The following is a 12567-nucleotide window of genomic DNA, read 5'->3' as shown; positions in this document are numbered from 1 at the left end:
GGCCCTGCCTCCATGCGCGCACAACGAGAAGATCACCCCGACAGGAAACCTGTTCGACCCGCACGTTCCCTGACCGGTTGAGATACGGCTACTCAGCTCCACCGCACCGGTCCTGCGCCGGGTGCTGCCCGAGAGCACGAAGGACCGGCTCCTCCGTGCCCCGGCCGGATAGCGAAAGAGACCGTTCTCGATCCAAAACGCGAAGCCCGGACTCCCCGGAGGAACGGGAATGCCGGGCTTCGTGCGTCTTCGATACAGAGCCCATGAACATCTTGTTGCCGACCGGCCTGGCCGCCGTGGGGTGCTGATACTGGTCCGGCGACGGACGGGCGGGGGCGACGGTGGACTGGTGGACTGTGCTGGGAGGGCTGGTCGCGGGGCTGCTGATCGCCACGTTGACCGCGCCGGTGGGCGTGTCCGGGGCGGTGTTCCTCCTCCCGGTCCAGCTGAGCGTCTTCGGCGTGCCGAACCCTGCGGTCACGCCGACGAACCTCCTCTTCAACGTCATCGCCGGACCGGGCGCCCTGTGGCGCTACGGCCGGACCGGCGCCCTGCGCGGACCGCTCACCCGGCGCCTGGTAGCCGGCACCCTGCCCGGGGTGGTCCTCGGCGCCGTCATCCGCGTCTTCGCACTCCCCGGGCCCACCGTCTTCCGGCTCCTGATCGCCGCCCTCCTCCTCCCGCTCGGACTGTGGCTGTGCGCCCGCACCCTCCGCCCGGCCAACGAGCGCACCGTCACCGCTGAACCATCCGCCCGTTCCGTAACCGCCCTGGCGCTGGCCGTGGGGGTGGTGGGCGGGATCTACGGCATCGGAGGCGGCTCGCTTCTCGGGCCGATCCTCGTCGGCAGGGGCCTGCCGGTCGCCCGCGTCGCCCCTGCCGCCCTCGCCGCCACCTTCGCGACCTCGGTCGTCGGCGCGGCCACCTTCGCCCTGCTGTCCCTGGTCAGCAGCGGCGACGTAGCACCGGACTGGTCCCTGGGCATCGCCTGCGGAGCCGGCGGCCTGATCGGCGGCTACCTCGGTGCCCGCCTCCAGCCCCACCTCCCCGAGACAGCTCTGCGGCTCCTCCTCGGAGCCCTGGCCACCGCACTCGGCGCCCTCTACCTGGCCCAGACCCTCCGCTGACCGTGAGTCTTGCTCCGGCGTCCGCTGCTGCGCGTCGCTCCCCGACGATCCTTACGCGCGGTGGTGGCTGGCGAGGGCAAGCCCCGCTGCGATCGCCGAAATTCCGACAAGGACCAGGAACATCGTCGGGTAGCCGCCCAGCGATGCGGCGAGGGCGGCGCCGGCGAAGGGGGCCAGAGCGGCGGCTGCGGTGGTCGGTGCTCCGAGGAGCCCGGACAGGCGGCCGTAGTGGGTAGTGCCCCAGCGGTCGGTGACGGCGGTGGCCTGGAGCAAGGTGAGGTTTCCGCGCACCATTCCGGCCGCGATCGACAGGGCTACCAGCACGGTGTATGGGCCAGGGACCAGGGCGAGTGCTGCGGTGGTGAGGCCGCCGAGGGCGATCAGCGCGGTGGCGCGGGTGGTTGCACCGGTGCGTCGGGCGAGGGTGGCGTAGAGGGTGCGGCCGAGGGTTTGTCCAGCGCCGCCGAGCCCGAGTGCCCATGCTGCTTCGGTGGTGGTGTAGCCCCGTTCCAGGATGAGTGGGACGAGTGCGATCACGGCGGCGGAGACGGTGAAAGCGGAGAGCGTCAGGGCGGCGGCCAGCGTCCAGAACGGCCTGCTGCGGGCAACCTGGTCTGCCCCGATGCTGAGGTGTCGGGGGCTTTGCAGAGCTTGCGGCCAGGGCGCGTTCAGCGCGAGTGCGTGGGTGGGGATGGTCACCGCGGCGAGGACCAGGGCAAGGACGCCGTACGTGGCTCGCCAGGACATGTGGTCGGCGAGCGCTGCGGTGATGGGTGCGAAGAGGGTGGAGGCGAGGCCGCCCGCGAGGGTGACGATAGTGAGGGCACGGACGTGGTCAGGGGCCCACCAGCGGGTGAGAGCGGCGAAGGCGGGCTGGTAGAAGGTGGCCGCCATCGCGAATCCTGCCAGCAGCCACCCGGCGAAGAACACGGGCAGGTTGGGGGCCGCGGCGACGATGAGCAGGCTCACGACGCCGAGAGCGGAGCCTGCGGTCATGACGGTACGCGGGCCACGGTGATCGATGATCCGGCCGACACGGATGCCGGCGAAAGCTGAGATGAGCAGCGCGAGGGAGAACGCTCCTGTTGTGGCGCCGGAGGGCCAGCCGGTGTCCGCGATGATGGCGGGGTTCAGGACGGGGAAGGCGTAGAAGACGATGCCCCAGCTGGTGATCTGTGTGGTGCACAGTGCGGGGAGTACGGCGCGGGGCCGCGACCGGTCCCCTGTTCCGGTCGCGGCCCCGTGGGCGTGAAGCTCTGTCACGCGCAGCAGCCGCCAGGGGCCTGCTCACCATCGGCCGCGGCGGGGGCGCCGATCTGGACGAGTGCGGGTTCTGGTGCGCAGCAGCCCCCGCCGTCGCTCTGCTCCGTGGTGGCGGGGTCGTCGAAGAGGCCGGCGCCGCCGCAGACTCCGGTCTCGGGGAGGGTGAGTTCGACGCGGTCGGCGGATTCGGTGTCGCCGGCGAGGGCCGCCACTACGGAGCGGACCTGCTCGTATCCGGTCATGGCGAGGAAGGTGGGGGCGCGGCCGTAGGACTTCATGCCGACCAGGTAGATACCGGGTTCGGGATGGGACAGCTCGCGGTGTCCGTGCGGGTAGACGGTGCCGCAGGAATGCTGGTTGGGGTCGATCAGCGGCGCCAGTTCGACCGGCGCCTGGAGGCGCTCGTCGAGACGGAGGCGGATCTCGGAGAGGAAGGAAAGGTCGGGGCGCAGGCCCGTCAGCACGACGACCTCGTCCACCGGGTCGAGGCGGCGTCCGTCTTCGCCGGTCAGGACCAGGCGCCCGTCCTCTGCGGGCTCGATGGTCTCGGTGCGGAAGCCGGTGACGGCGTCGGCGTGTCCATTGTCGACGGCCGCCTTCGCGGCGAGGCCGAGCGCGCCGCGGGCGGGCAGCTGGTCGGCGGTGCCGCCGCCGAAGGTCGAGCCGCTGATGCCGCGCCGCAGGATCCACACCGTGTGCGTGCCCGGTTCGTCCTTGGCGACGTCGGCGAGGGTGGCGAGCGCGGTGAACGCGGAGGCACCGGAGCCGATCACGGCGGTGCGCCGGCCGGCGTAACGGGCGCGGACGGCCGGGTCCTTGAGGTCGGGGATGCGGTAGGAGATGCGCTCGGAGGCGGCGTGTTCACCGAGGGCGGGCAGCCCGTCGGAGCCGATGGGGCTGGGGGTGGTCCAGGTGCCGGAGGCGTCGATCACGGCGCGGGCGAGGATCCGCTGCTCGGTGCCGTCGGTGAGTGTGACGCGGACGGTGAAGGGCTGCTGCTCGCGGTCGGCGTCGACGAGACGGTCGCGCCCGAGCCGGGAGACGCCCGTGACGGTCGCGCCGTAGCGCACCTTGTCGCCGAGGACGTCGGCGAGGGGCTGGAGGTACCGCTCGGCCCAGTCCGCGCCGGAGGGGTACGTGGCGCCGTCGGGGGCGGTCCAGCCGGTGGGGGCCAAGAGCTTTTCGGCGGCCGGGTCGACAAGTTCGGACCAGCTGGAGAACAGCCGCACATGCCCCCACTCGCGTACGGCACTGCCCGCGACGGGCCCGGCTTCCAGTACCAGGGGTTCGATGCCGCGCTCGGTGAGGTGGGCGGCGGCGGCCAGGCCGACGGGGCCGGCTCCGATCACCACGGTCGGCAGGTCGGTGGTGGGCACGTGAGTGAGCGGCGCAGACACGGCGACTCCTCCTTGGTTCGACATCCGTCAATGACTTGCACGCCCAGACTGCCATCTGCTTCGATGACCGTCAACATAGACGTTTATCGAATCAATAGGAGTGTGTGATGGAACGGCTTGACGTCGCAGTCATCGGAGGCGGGCAGTCCGGCCTCGCCGCCGCCCACGCCCTGCGTGAACAAGGGCTGAAGCCGGTGGTTCTGGAGGCGTCCGATCGGGCGGCCGGTTCCTGGCCGTACTACTACGACAGCCTCACCCTCTTCTCCCCCGCCCGGTACAGCTCACTGCCCGGCCTGCCGTTCGGCGGCGACCCGGACCGATACCCCCACCGCGACGAGGTCGTCGCCTACCTCCTGCGGTACGCCGGCGGACTGGACGCCGAGATACGCACCGGCCACAGGGTGCGTGAAGTCCGCCCGGACGGGGAGGGGTTCACGCTCACCATGGCCGACGAATCCGAGGTCGGGGCCCGAGCCGTGGTGGCTGCGACCGGCGGATTCGGCCGGCCCAAACGCCCCGCACTACCCGGTCTGGACTCCTTCACCGGAAGCGTCCTGCACGTCAGCGACTACCGCAGCCCGGAGCCCTTCGCCGGGCAGCGCGTCGTGGTGGTGGGCGCCGGCAACTCCGCCGTGCAGATAGCGGCGGAACTCGCCCTGCGCGCCCGCGTCACCCTCGCCAGCCGGGCTCCCGTGAAGTGGTTCAAGCAGCGCCCACTGGCGGGGAAGGACCTGCACTTCTGGCTCAAGGTCACCGGCCTGGACGCCGCGCCCCTCGGCCGCTTCCAGAAAGCTCCGGCCACCATGGCCGTCATCGACGACGGCCGCTACCGCGCGGCCCTCGCGGCCCGCGCCCCCGACCGGCGCCCGCTGTTCACCGGCATCGACGGCACCACACTGACCTGGCAGGACGGCACGACCGAACACGTCGACACCATCGTCCTGGCCACCGGCTACCACCCCGACCTCACCTACCTCGAACCCCTGGGCGCCCTCGACGGGCAGGGGCACCCCCGTCATCGCGACGGAGCCTCCCTCACCCATCCCGCTCTGGCGTATGTGGGGCTGGAGTGGCAGCGCAGCCTCTCCTCCGCCTCCCTGCGCGGCGTCGGCCGCGACGCGCAGCGCGCCGCCCGCCGGCTCGCGGCCCGCCTCCTCCTCGCGTAGCCGCCCGGCGGCGGCAGCCCCTGGGCGCTTGGTTCGACGTGTGTCAACATAGACGTATGTCGAATGTGCAGGTGTTGCCGCTGCTGGAGCCCGATGCCGCCGAGGTCGCGCCGTGCTGCCCGCCGCTGACCGAACGCACCTTCAGCGCCGAAGAGGCGGAAGTGGCCGCCAGGATGTTCAAGGCACTCGGCGACCCGGTCCGGCTCCGTCTGTTCTCCGCCGTCGCCTCCCACGAGGGCGGAGAGGCGTGCGTGTGCGACATCTCCGATGTCGGCGTCTCCCAGCCGACCGTCTCCCACCACCTGAAGAAGCTCAAGGACGCCGGACTGCTGACGTCGGAGCGGCGGGGCACCTGGGTCTACTACCGGGTGCAGCCCAGCGTGCTGGCGGCGATGGGCCAGCTGCTGACCACCGCGGCCGGCACCTGACCTTCGCCCCGACCCACAGGAGCCACACCATGTCCACCCACGTCGGACGGGCGCCGGCCATCGTCGTGCCGCTCCGAGCCGCGCACGCCGACGAAGTGCTGGCGATCTACCGGGCCGGCATCGACGAGGGCAACGCGACCTTCGAGACCGAGCCCCCGTCCTGGGACTCTTTCGATACGGCGAAACTGCCCGAGCACCGCTTCGCTGCCGTCGGCGACGACGGCAAGGTAGTGGGCTGGGCAGCCGTCTCACCTGTATCAAACCGCTCTGCCTACGCCGGAGTTGTCGAGCACTCGGTATATGTCCACCCCGGCGCCCGCGGGCGCGGTATCGCCTCCGCACTGCTCGGAGCGCTGATCGAATCCACCGAGGCGGCCGGTATCTGGACCATCCAGTCCGGCATCTTCCCCGACAACACCGCCAGCCTCGCGCTTCACCAACGAACCGGCTTCCGCGTCATCGGCACCCGCGAACGCGTCGGCCGCCACCACGGCGTCTGGCGCGACGTCCTGCTTGTCGAACGCCGCAGCACCGCCATCACCTAGTACCTACGGAGTGGGGCGGGGAGGCAGCCGGGGATGACGATCCGGGACCAGGGCGCCATGGCGGTTACGAGGCGTCGCAGCCCGTGGTCAGTGCAACAGGGCGGCGATTTCGCGTGCCGCGTCTCGGGCGGGGCGGCCGACGCCGATGAGGGTGGCGGAGGCGGGGCCGGTCCAGTCGCCGTAGCCGAGCAGGTGGAGACTGGGTTCGCCCACAGCCCGTGTGCCGTTCGTGGGGATGTGGCCGCGTGGCCCGCGCAGTGCGAGCGGGGCGAGGTGGGAGAGGGTGGGGCGAAAGCCTGTGCACCAGATGACGGTGTCGATCTGGTTGCGTGTGCCGTCTGACCATTCGGCGCTGTCGGAGGTGAGGCGGGTGAACATGGGCTGGGCTTTGAGCAGTCCGGCGTCGCGGGCTTCGCGTACGGGAGGTACGGCGACGATGTCGCCGAGGGAAGCGACACCTCCGGTGTCCGTGCGGCCTTCGTCCAGGGCGCGGCGGCGGGCGGTCGCGGCGTCGAATAGGGCGCGGCCGTCGATGTCGTCGGCGAGGAAGCGCGGCGGGCGTGAAGTCACCCAGGTCAGCTCGGTGTTGTGGGTGAGGTCGGCCGCGATCTGGGCGCCGGAGTTGCCTCCGCCGACCACGGCGACGCGTTGTCCGGCGAAGTCGGCCGGGGCCCGGTATTCGGCGGTGTGGAGCTGGCGGCCGGCGAAGACGTTCATGCCGGGCACGGCGGGCAGGAACGGCCGCCACCAGGTGCCGGTCGCCGAGATCACGGCTCGTGCGGACCAGGCACCGGTGTCCGTCTCCACCCGCAGCCGTGCGCTGTCGCGCCGTACGGCGTTCACGCGCACCGGCCGGTGTACGGGCAGGTCGTAGCGGTGTTCGTAGTCGGTGAGGTAGGTCACGACGTGCCCGGCACCCGGATATTCCTGGCGCGTCTGCGGAGGCATGAGTCGGCCGGGCAGTGAGGAGTACGCCGCCGGGAGAACAGGCGCAGCGAATTCCAGGCGTGCTGCCATGCGCCGCCTGCCTGGGGTTGGGCGTCGAGGACGACGAAGTCCAGGCCGAGGCGGCGCAGGTGGTAACCGGCGGCGAGTCCGGCCTGGCCGCCGCCGATCACCACCACATCGGCCGTCGTGGTCACGGGCCCGCCGTGACCACGACGTGTCCGTCGGCGCTTGGGCGCGCAGGGGAGTTGGGACGGGGCATCAGGGGTTCGTCGTTTTAGTGGCCGTGCTGGTGGTGATCGCCGTGGGGGCGAACTTCCGCCGCCAGGCCAGGGAGACGTAGACCAGTCCGATCAGGACGGGGACTTCGATGAGGGGGCCGACGACACCAGACAGTGCCTGGCCGGAGGTGACGCCGAAGGTGGCGATGGCGACGGCGATGGCGAGCTCGAAGTTGTTGCCGGCCGCGGTGAACGCCAGGGTCGTGGTGCGGTCGTAGGCCAGGCCGATGGCCTTGCCCAGCGCGAAGGTCCCGAAGAACATGATCGCGAAGTACACCAGCAGCGGCAGCGCGATCCGGGCGACGTCCATGGGCTGGGAGGTGATCGTCTTTCCCTGGAGGGCGAAGAGGATGACGATCGTGAACAGCAGCCCGTACAGTGCCCAGGGGCCGATCTTCGGCAGGAACGTGGCCTCGTAGGACTCGCGGCCCATCTTCTTCTCGCCCAGACGGCGGGTCAGGAACCCGGCCAGCAGCGGGATGCCGAGGAAGATGACGACGTTCAGCGCGATCTTCCACATGGAGATGTCGAGGGTCTCGCCGTCGCCCAGGCCGAGCCAGCCGGGGAGCAGGTCGAGGTAGAGCCAGCCGAGGAGGCCGAAGGCGATGACCTGGAAGACGGAGTTGAGGGCGACGAGGACGGCTGCTGCCTCACGGTCGCCGCACGCCAGGTCGTTCCAGATGATGACCATGGCGATGCAGCGGGCGAGGCCGACGATGATCAGGCCGGTGCGGTACTCGGGAAGGTCAGGGAGGAAGATCCAGGCCAGCGCGAACATGACGGCGGGGCCGACGATCCAGTTGACCGCCAGTGACGATGCCATGAGCTTGCGGTCGCCGGTGACGGCGTCCAGCTTGTCGTAGCGCACCTTGGCCAGCACGGGATACATCATGATCAGCAGGCCAACCGCGATCGGCAGGGAGATGCCGCCGATCTCGACCTTGGCGAGTGCGTCGTTCAGTCCCGGGATCAGCCTGCCGAGTCCGAGGCCCAGGGCCATGGCGAGCAGGATCCATACGGCCAGGAACCGGTCGAGCGTGGAGAGCTTGGCGACGACCGAGCCATCCTCTCCGCTCTGCGGAGATGTGGCGGCGACAGCGGTCGGTTCGGTGGGGGTCACGGACAGGCCCTCTTGTTCTCGGCGGCGGTACGGGCGGAGGCGGCCAGGTCGGAGAACTGGCCCGCGAGCTGGGCGATGACGTCCGGCCGGAGCTTGTAGTACGTGAACCGCCCGCACGGTTCCGTCTCCACCACTCCCGCCTCGCGCAGGACGCGCAGATGGTTGGAGAGGTTCGTCTGCCGTGCGCCGGTCTCCTCGACCAGATGCGTGGTGCAGAGGGTCTCGCGGGCGAGCAGGGTCACGATCTGCATCCTGAGCGGGTCCGCGAGAACCCGGATCAGGTCAGTGTCGACTGACGTCATCATGGGCTGATACTGTCACATCAGTGGCGACTGACGCCACCGGGTGCTGATGTCACTGACGCCTGACTCCGTCGCGCGACGTCCCGCGTCGCCCGTGAGAAACAAGAGAGCTCTCGATGCCTGACAAGCCTTCTGTGCTGTTCGTGTGTGTCCACAACGCCGGCCGCTCCCAGATGGCCGCCGCGTGGCTGACCCATCTCGCGGGGGACCGCGTCGAGGTCCGCTCGGCCGGATCGAACCCCGGCGACGCCGTGAACCCCGCCGCCGTCGAGGCGATGGCCGAGGTCGGCATCGACATCTCCGCCGAGACCCCGAAGATCCTCACCGTCGACGCGGTCAAGGAGTCGGACGTCTGCATCACCATGGGCTGCGGCGACACCTGCCCCGTCTTCCCCGGCAAGCGCTACCTCGACTGGACGCTGGACGACCCGGCGGGCCAGGGCGTCGAGGCCGTACGGCCCATCCGCGACGAGATCAAGAAGCGCGTCGAGGTCCTGATCGAGGAGATCGCGCCGGAGAAGACGGCGTGAGCGAGATACGCGACGTCATCATCATCGGCTCCGGCCCCGCCGGATACACCGCCGCCCTCTACACGGCCCGCGCCCAGCTGAAGCCGCTGCTGTTCGGCAGCTCGATCTTCGTCGGCGGCGCACTGACGACGACCACCGAGGTCGAGAACTTCCCCGGCTTCCCCGAAGGCATCGACGGCCCCGTCCTCATGGAGAACATGCGGGCCCAGGCCGAGCGCTTCGGCGCCGAACTGGTCGACGACGACATCGTCTCCGTCGACCTGACCGGCCTCGTCAAGGAACTCACCGACTCCCAGGGGACGGTCCACCGCGCGAAGGCCGTGATCGTGGCGACCGGCTCCGGCTATCGCAAACTCGGACTGCCGCGTGAGAACGAACTCTCCGGCCGCGGCGTCTCCTGGTGCGCCACCTGCGACGGCTTCTTCTTCAAGGGCCGCGACATCGTCGTGGTCGGCGGCGGGGACACCGCGATGGAAGAAGCCACCTTCCTCACCCGCTTCGCCAACTCCGTAACCGTCGTGCACCGCCGCAGCACCCTGCGGGCCTCCCGGGTCATGCAGAACCGTGCCTTCGCCGACGACAAGATCTCCTTCGTATTCGACAGTGAGATCGCGGAGATCAAGGAGGAGAGCGGCATGCTCTCCGGCCTCGTCCTGCGGGACACCTTCACCGGCAAGACCCGAGACCTTGACGCGACGGGCCTGTTCATAGCGATCGGCCACGACCCGCGCACCGAACTCTTCACTGGTCAGCTGGAGATGGACCACGAGGGCTACCTCAAGGTCGAAGCCCCCTCCACCCGCACGAACGTGCCCGGTGTCTTCGCCGCCGGCGATGTCGTCGACCACACCTACCGCCAGGCCATCACCGCCGCCGGTACCGGGTGCGCCGCCGCCCTGGACGCCGAGCGTCACCTAGCCGCTCTCACAGACGCCGAGAACGCCGCGAGCGGTGCGAACACAGTCGAGCCGGACAACACCCCGGCAGACGTCTGATCGCTCGTCCTAAAGGTTCGTGCGTAACGGCCGGGACCACGGGTTGCGTAGAGGCGACAGGTTTCGCCTGGATTCCGCAAAGGGTCCTTGTCGGTACGCAATCCAGGCAAGCGCGGGCTCCAGGCAGCGCGTCGAGGCACCGCCATCCGTCCCGTCATCGCGCCTTGCGCCGCTCCTGAGGCCGGTCCGCGACTGGGCCCGTCACGTGCTGGGTGGAAGATCCTGCCCTCCTGACTACCAGCTTCTGTTGGCCGTCGGCGGGCAGATCGGCCGCGCGGCGCAATCGCCACGCCAGCACGTCACTGACGGAATCTGCGGTATCCAACTCCCTCCGTGCTGTCGCCTCGTGAAGGAGGAGCATGGGGTCGTGCCCCACGCCTTCCGCATCGGCGAGGGCGGCGGCCAGGGCGTGCCAGCCGGGTTCGGCGAGGATCTGCCCGGCCAACTCCGGCACCGCCATGTGTATGTGCGCTGCTTGCCGCTGTAGCCGGGATTGGGTGAGTTGCTGGACGCGTTGGTGGAGGGCGGCCATGGGCTGCTGGGCGGCGGTCCAGTAGGCGTTGCGCAGGTGCTCGGCGCTCTGGCGGCCTGCGGCGGCTTGCTGGGCGTGGTTCTTTCTGGCGTGCCAGTGGGCGGCGGCGGTGATGAGGAAGAACGCCATGTCGATCACCATGGCCGTGGTCGCGCCGTCTTCCCCGTGCCCGAGGACGGGTCCGCTGCGGACGAGTTCGCGTGCGGCCTGGCGAAGCGCCCGGTCATGCCCGTGCGCTGCTTGGGTGTGGGAGCGGGTGGCGCGCTCGAACAGGAAGGCTGCTCGGCGTAGTTCGTGCCGGGTGGGTGCGGCGGAGGTGGTGGCGAGTGCGTCCAGGACTTCCCCGGCTCCGGCGATGCGGGCGGCGATCTGTTCGTCGGTGCCGTGGTCGATTACCAGCAGCGCTTGCCACATCGCGGTCGTCGCGTGCCGCCTGGCCCCGGCCGCTCCCGGCCACCGTGGACCTGCGGCTGTGTCGGCGTCTGTACTGCCTTCCGGACCGCTGGTGGTCCAGCGTTTGCGGATCTTGGGGAGGGAGAGGTCGGGGGCGAGGGTGGAGCCCGCGTAGAAGACGGGTTCACCATCGTGGTTGCGGTCGTCGGGGAGGGCGACTTTGTAGCCGAGCAGGTCGCCGGAGGGCGCGGTGCGCTGATGGACCAGGAGACCGGCTGCGGTAAGGCGGTCGAAGAACTCGGTCTCGTTCACGGTGCCGGCTGCTGCGTGTCGGACGGTTTCGCGTAGTTCCTCGCGCGGGGCCTGGGGCCGGTTCTCGCGTTCGGCTTTGTGGCGCTCGGCGCTGGTGGGGCGTTTGGCGGCGGTGCCGTCGCCGGGGTTGAGCTGCCGCAGGCCGTACTCGGCTTCGAGGAGGCGGGCTTCGGCCTGGGCGCGGGCGGCGTCGTTGTTGAGCCGGGGTCTGCGGCCGTCTTCGCGGACGAGGGTGGCGATGATGTGGATGTGGTCGTCCGCGTGACGTACCGCGGCCCACCGGCATGCGGAGTCGTCGCCGGTGGGGGCGATGCCGGTGGCGGCGACCATGCGGCGGGCGATGTCGGCCCACTGCTCGTCGGTGAGGTGCGGGTCTTCGGGAGCCGCCCGGACGGACAGGTGCCAGACATGCTGGTCGGGGCGGCGTGAGGGGGACAGGGCGTCGACGGGCTGGTCGAGGAGCTGTGCGAGGTCGGCGTAGGTGGCATCCGGGTGGCGGCCGGGGTCGGGGGCGAAGGCGTCCCAGTCCGCGACGAGGTGCGGGTCGGTGTGCTCCTCGCATCTGCCGGGCTCGTACAGGTAGAAGATGAGGCCGACCGTGCGGCTGCCCCGCTTCTGTACACAAGGAATCATCCGGGCCGGTTCTCGTTGCTGAGGTAGTGCTGGGTGAAGGCGTCGACCCGTCGCGCGGCGCGTTCGACGGCGTCGAGGACGGCGGACGCTTGGATTGCGTCGGCGCCGGAGTTGGCGGCTTTGGCGACCTGGTTGAGGTTGTTGCCGATCTGGCCGAGATGCCGGCGCAGCGCGAACAGCTCGTTGACGACTTCGCGTTCACCGGCTACCTCGGCGGCGGTGCGGCCGAGGTCTCGGGCGGCGGTGCGGCCGGCGCGTGCGAGGAAGGCGGCGATGCTCATACCGCAGGCGGCGGCGCCGGAGGCGAGGAGGCGGTACTCGGTGTCGTTCATGCGGCAGCTCGGCTGGTGGATGCGCTTGTCGTCGTCACGCAGACGCTCACGCTGCTTCACACGCGGCTTCAACGGAGCGGCGCTGTGCTCGCACGACGAACGGTGGCATGCGTGCTTCTCCTGCTGTTCCGGATGCGGGCCGCCCTCGGCCGCATCCGGACCGGCCGGCGCCCCCGGGCGCCGGGGCCCGCCCCCCACCGCGGGGGGGGGGGATTGGGTTGGAAGTGATGCCACCGCAGCAAATGAGACACGGGAACATGGGGCGC

General features: G+C 70.4%; 12 protein-coding genes and 1 pseudogene. 6 read left to right on the top strand and 7 right to left on the bottom strand.

All coding sequences use genetic code 11. The annotated features are described in order from the left end of the window. Nucleotides 1-341 precede the first annotated feature (341 nt). Nucleotides 342-1127 (top strand): sulfite exporter TauE/SafE family protein, encoded by a 786-nt coding sequence (locus ACFWV8_RS37500; RefSeq protein ID WP_384214888.1) that lies wholly within the window; start codon nucleotides 342-344, stop codon nucleotides 1125-1127. A gap of 51 nt (nucleotides 1128-1178) precedes the next feature. Here ACFWV8_RS37500 and ACFWV8_RS37495 read toward each other — a convergent pair whose 3' ends face one another. Together ACFWV8_RS37495 and ACFWV8_RS37490 are read right to left on the bottom strand one after the other, a co-directional pair. Next, a complete protein-coding gene (locus ACFWV8_RS37495) occupies nucleotides 1179-2390 on the bottom strand; it encodes an MFS transporter (RefSeq protein ID WP_384214886.1) in 1212 nt (403 codons plus the stop codon). Further along, entirely contained in the window at nucleotides 2387-3787 is a 1401-nt protein-coding gene (locus ACFWV8_RS37490; protein ID WP_384214884.1) for an FAD-dependent oxidoreductase, read from the bottom strand. The genes ACFWV8_RS37495 and ACFWV8_RS37490 overlap by 4 nt, the downstream gene beginning before the upstream one ends. A gap of 107 nt (nucleotides 3788-3894) precedes the next feature. Between ACFWV8_RS37490 and ACFWV8_RS37485 the strand changes: the two genes are divergently transcribed. The 3 genes from ACFWV8_RS37485 to ACFWV8_RS37475 are packed head-to-tail and all read left to right on the top strand — an operon-like array spanning nucleotide 3895 to nucleotide 5926. Beyond that, on the top strand, nucleotides 3895-4953 hold the full coding sequence (locus ACFWV8_RS37485) for a flavin-containing monooxygenase (protein ID WP_384214881.1): 1059 nt from the start codon (nucleotides 3895-3897) through the stop codon (nucleotides 4951-4953). Between the two features lie 56 nt (nucleotides 4954-5009). Next, entirely contained in the window at nucleotides 5010-5381 is a 372-nt protein-coding gene (locus ACFWV8_RS37480; RefSeq protein WP_384214879.1) for an ArsR/SmtB family transcription factor, read from the top strand. 29 nt (nucleotides 5382-5410) lie between these two features. Continuing rightward, nucleotides 5411-5926 (top strand): GNAT family N-acetyltransferase, encoded by a 516-nt coding sequence (locus ACFWV8_RS37475; protein ID WP_384214877.1) that lies wholly within the window; start codon nucleotides 5411-5413, stop codon nucleotides 5924-5926. 87 nt (nucleotides 5927-6013) lie between these two features. On the opposite strand, the pseudogene ACFWV8_RS37470 reads toward ACFWV8_RS37475, so the two are convergent. The 3 genes and pseudogenes from ACFWV8_RS37470 to ACFWV8_RS37460 all read right to left on the bottom strand — a co-directional run bounded on the left by ACFWV8_RS37470 (nucleotide 6014) and on the right by ACFWV8_RS37460 (nucleotide 8577). After that, nucleotides 6014-7068: pseudogene (locus ACFWV8_RS37470) on the bottom strand (ArsO family NAD(P)H-dependent flavin-containing monooxygenase). 64 nt (nucleotides 7069-7132) lie between these two features. Continuing rightward, nucleotides 7133-8272, bottom strand: a complete 1140-nt coding sequence (arsB, locus tag ACFWV8_RS37465; protein ID WP_384214875.1) for an ACR3 family arsenite efflux transporter — start codon at nucleotides 8270-8272, stop codon at nucleotides 7133-7135. Further along, nucleotides 8269-8577 (bottom strand): helix-turn-helix transcriptional regulator, encoded by a 309-nt coding sequence (locus ACFWV8_RS37460; RefSeq protein WP_164251842.1) that lies wholly within the window; start codon nucleotides 8575-8577, stop codon nucleotides 8269-8271. Before ACFWV8_RS37460 ends, arsB begins: the two co-directional genes overlap by 4 nt. A 113-nt stretch (nucleotides 8578-8690) precedes the next feature. Between ACFWV8_RS37460 and ACFWV8_RS37455 the strand changes: the two genes are divergently transcribed. Together ACFWV8_RS37455 and trxB are read left to right on the top strand one after the other, a co-directional pair. Beyond that, nucleotides 8691-9104 carry an arsenate reductase ArsC gene (locus tag ACFWV8_RS37455; protein WP_384214873.1) on the top strand — a complete coding sequence of 138 codons (414 nt, stop codon included), beginning with the start codon at nucleotides 8691-8693 and terminating at the stop codon, nucleotides 9102-9104. Beyond that, on the top strand, nucleotides 9101-10099 hold the full coding sequence (gene trxB, locus ACFWV8_RS37450; protein WP_384214871.1) for a thioredoxin-disulfide reductase: 999 nt from the start codon (nucleotides 9101-9103) through the stop codon (nucleotides 10097-10099). Before ACFWV8_RS37455 ends, trxB begins: the two co-directional genes overlap by 4 nt. Nucleotides 10100-10253: 154 nt before the next feature. On the opposite strand, the gene ACFWV8_RS37445 is transcribed toward trxB, so the two are convergent. Together ACFWV8_RS37445 and ACFWV8_RS37440 are read right to left on the bottom strand one after the other, a co-directional pair. After that, nucleotides 10254-11969 carry a relaxase/mobilization nuclease domain-containing protein gene (locus ACFWV8_RS37445; RefSeq protein WP_384214869.1) on the bottom strand — a complete coding sequence of 572 codons (1716 nt, stop codon included), beginning with the start codon at nucleotides 11967-11969 and terminating at the stop codon, nucleotides 10254-10256. Next, nucleotides 11966-12361 carry a plasmid mobilization protein gene (locus tag ACFWV8_RS37440; protein WP_384214866.1) on the bottom strand — a complete coding sequence of 132 codons (396 nt, stop codon included), beginning with the start codon at nucleotides 12359-12361 and terminating at the stop codon, nucleotides 11966-11968. The genes ACFWV8_RS37445 and ACFWV8_RS37440 overlap by 4 nt, the downstream gene beginning before the upstream one ends. Nucleotides 12362-12567 lie beyond the last annotated feature (206 nt).

It is taken from the genome of Streptomyces sp. NPDC058665, assembly GCF_042714995.1.
GTDB lineage: Bacteria > Actinomycetota > Actinomycetes > Streptomycetales > Streptomycetaceae > Streptomyces.
The sequence above is the reverse complement of the archived record's forward strand: the minus strand, read 5'-3'. Positions and strand labels throughout refer to the sequence as shown.

Excerpts from the sequence above, each read along its gene's own strand:
- ACFWV8_RS37485 (WP_384214881.1), top strand. The coding sequence starts at position 3,895 with ATGGAACGGCTTGACGTCGCAGTCATCGGAGGCGGGCAGTCCGGCCTC.
- ACFWV8_RS37480 (WP_384214879.1), top strand. The coding sequence starts at position 5,010 with ATGTCGAATGTGCAGGTGTTGCCGCTGCTGGAGCCCGATGCCGCCGAG.
- ACFWV8_RS37475 (WP_384214877.1), top strand. The coding sequence starts at position 5,411 with ATGTCCACCCACGTCGGACGGGCGCCGGCCATCGTCGTGCCGCTCCGA.
- ACFWV8_RS37460 (WP_164251842.1), bottom strand. The coding sequence starts at position 8,577 with ATGATGACGTCAGTCGACACTGACCTGATCCGGGTTCTCGCGGACCCG.
- ACFWV8_RS37455 (WP_384214873.1), top strand. The coding sequence starts at position 8,691 with ATGCCTGACAAGCCTTCTGTGCTGTTCGTGTGTGTCCACAACGCCGGC.
- ACFWV8_RS37445 (WP_384214869.1), bottom strand. The coding sequence starts at position 11,969 with ATGATTCCTTGTGTACAGAAGCGGGGCAGCCGCACGGTCGGCCTCATC.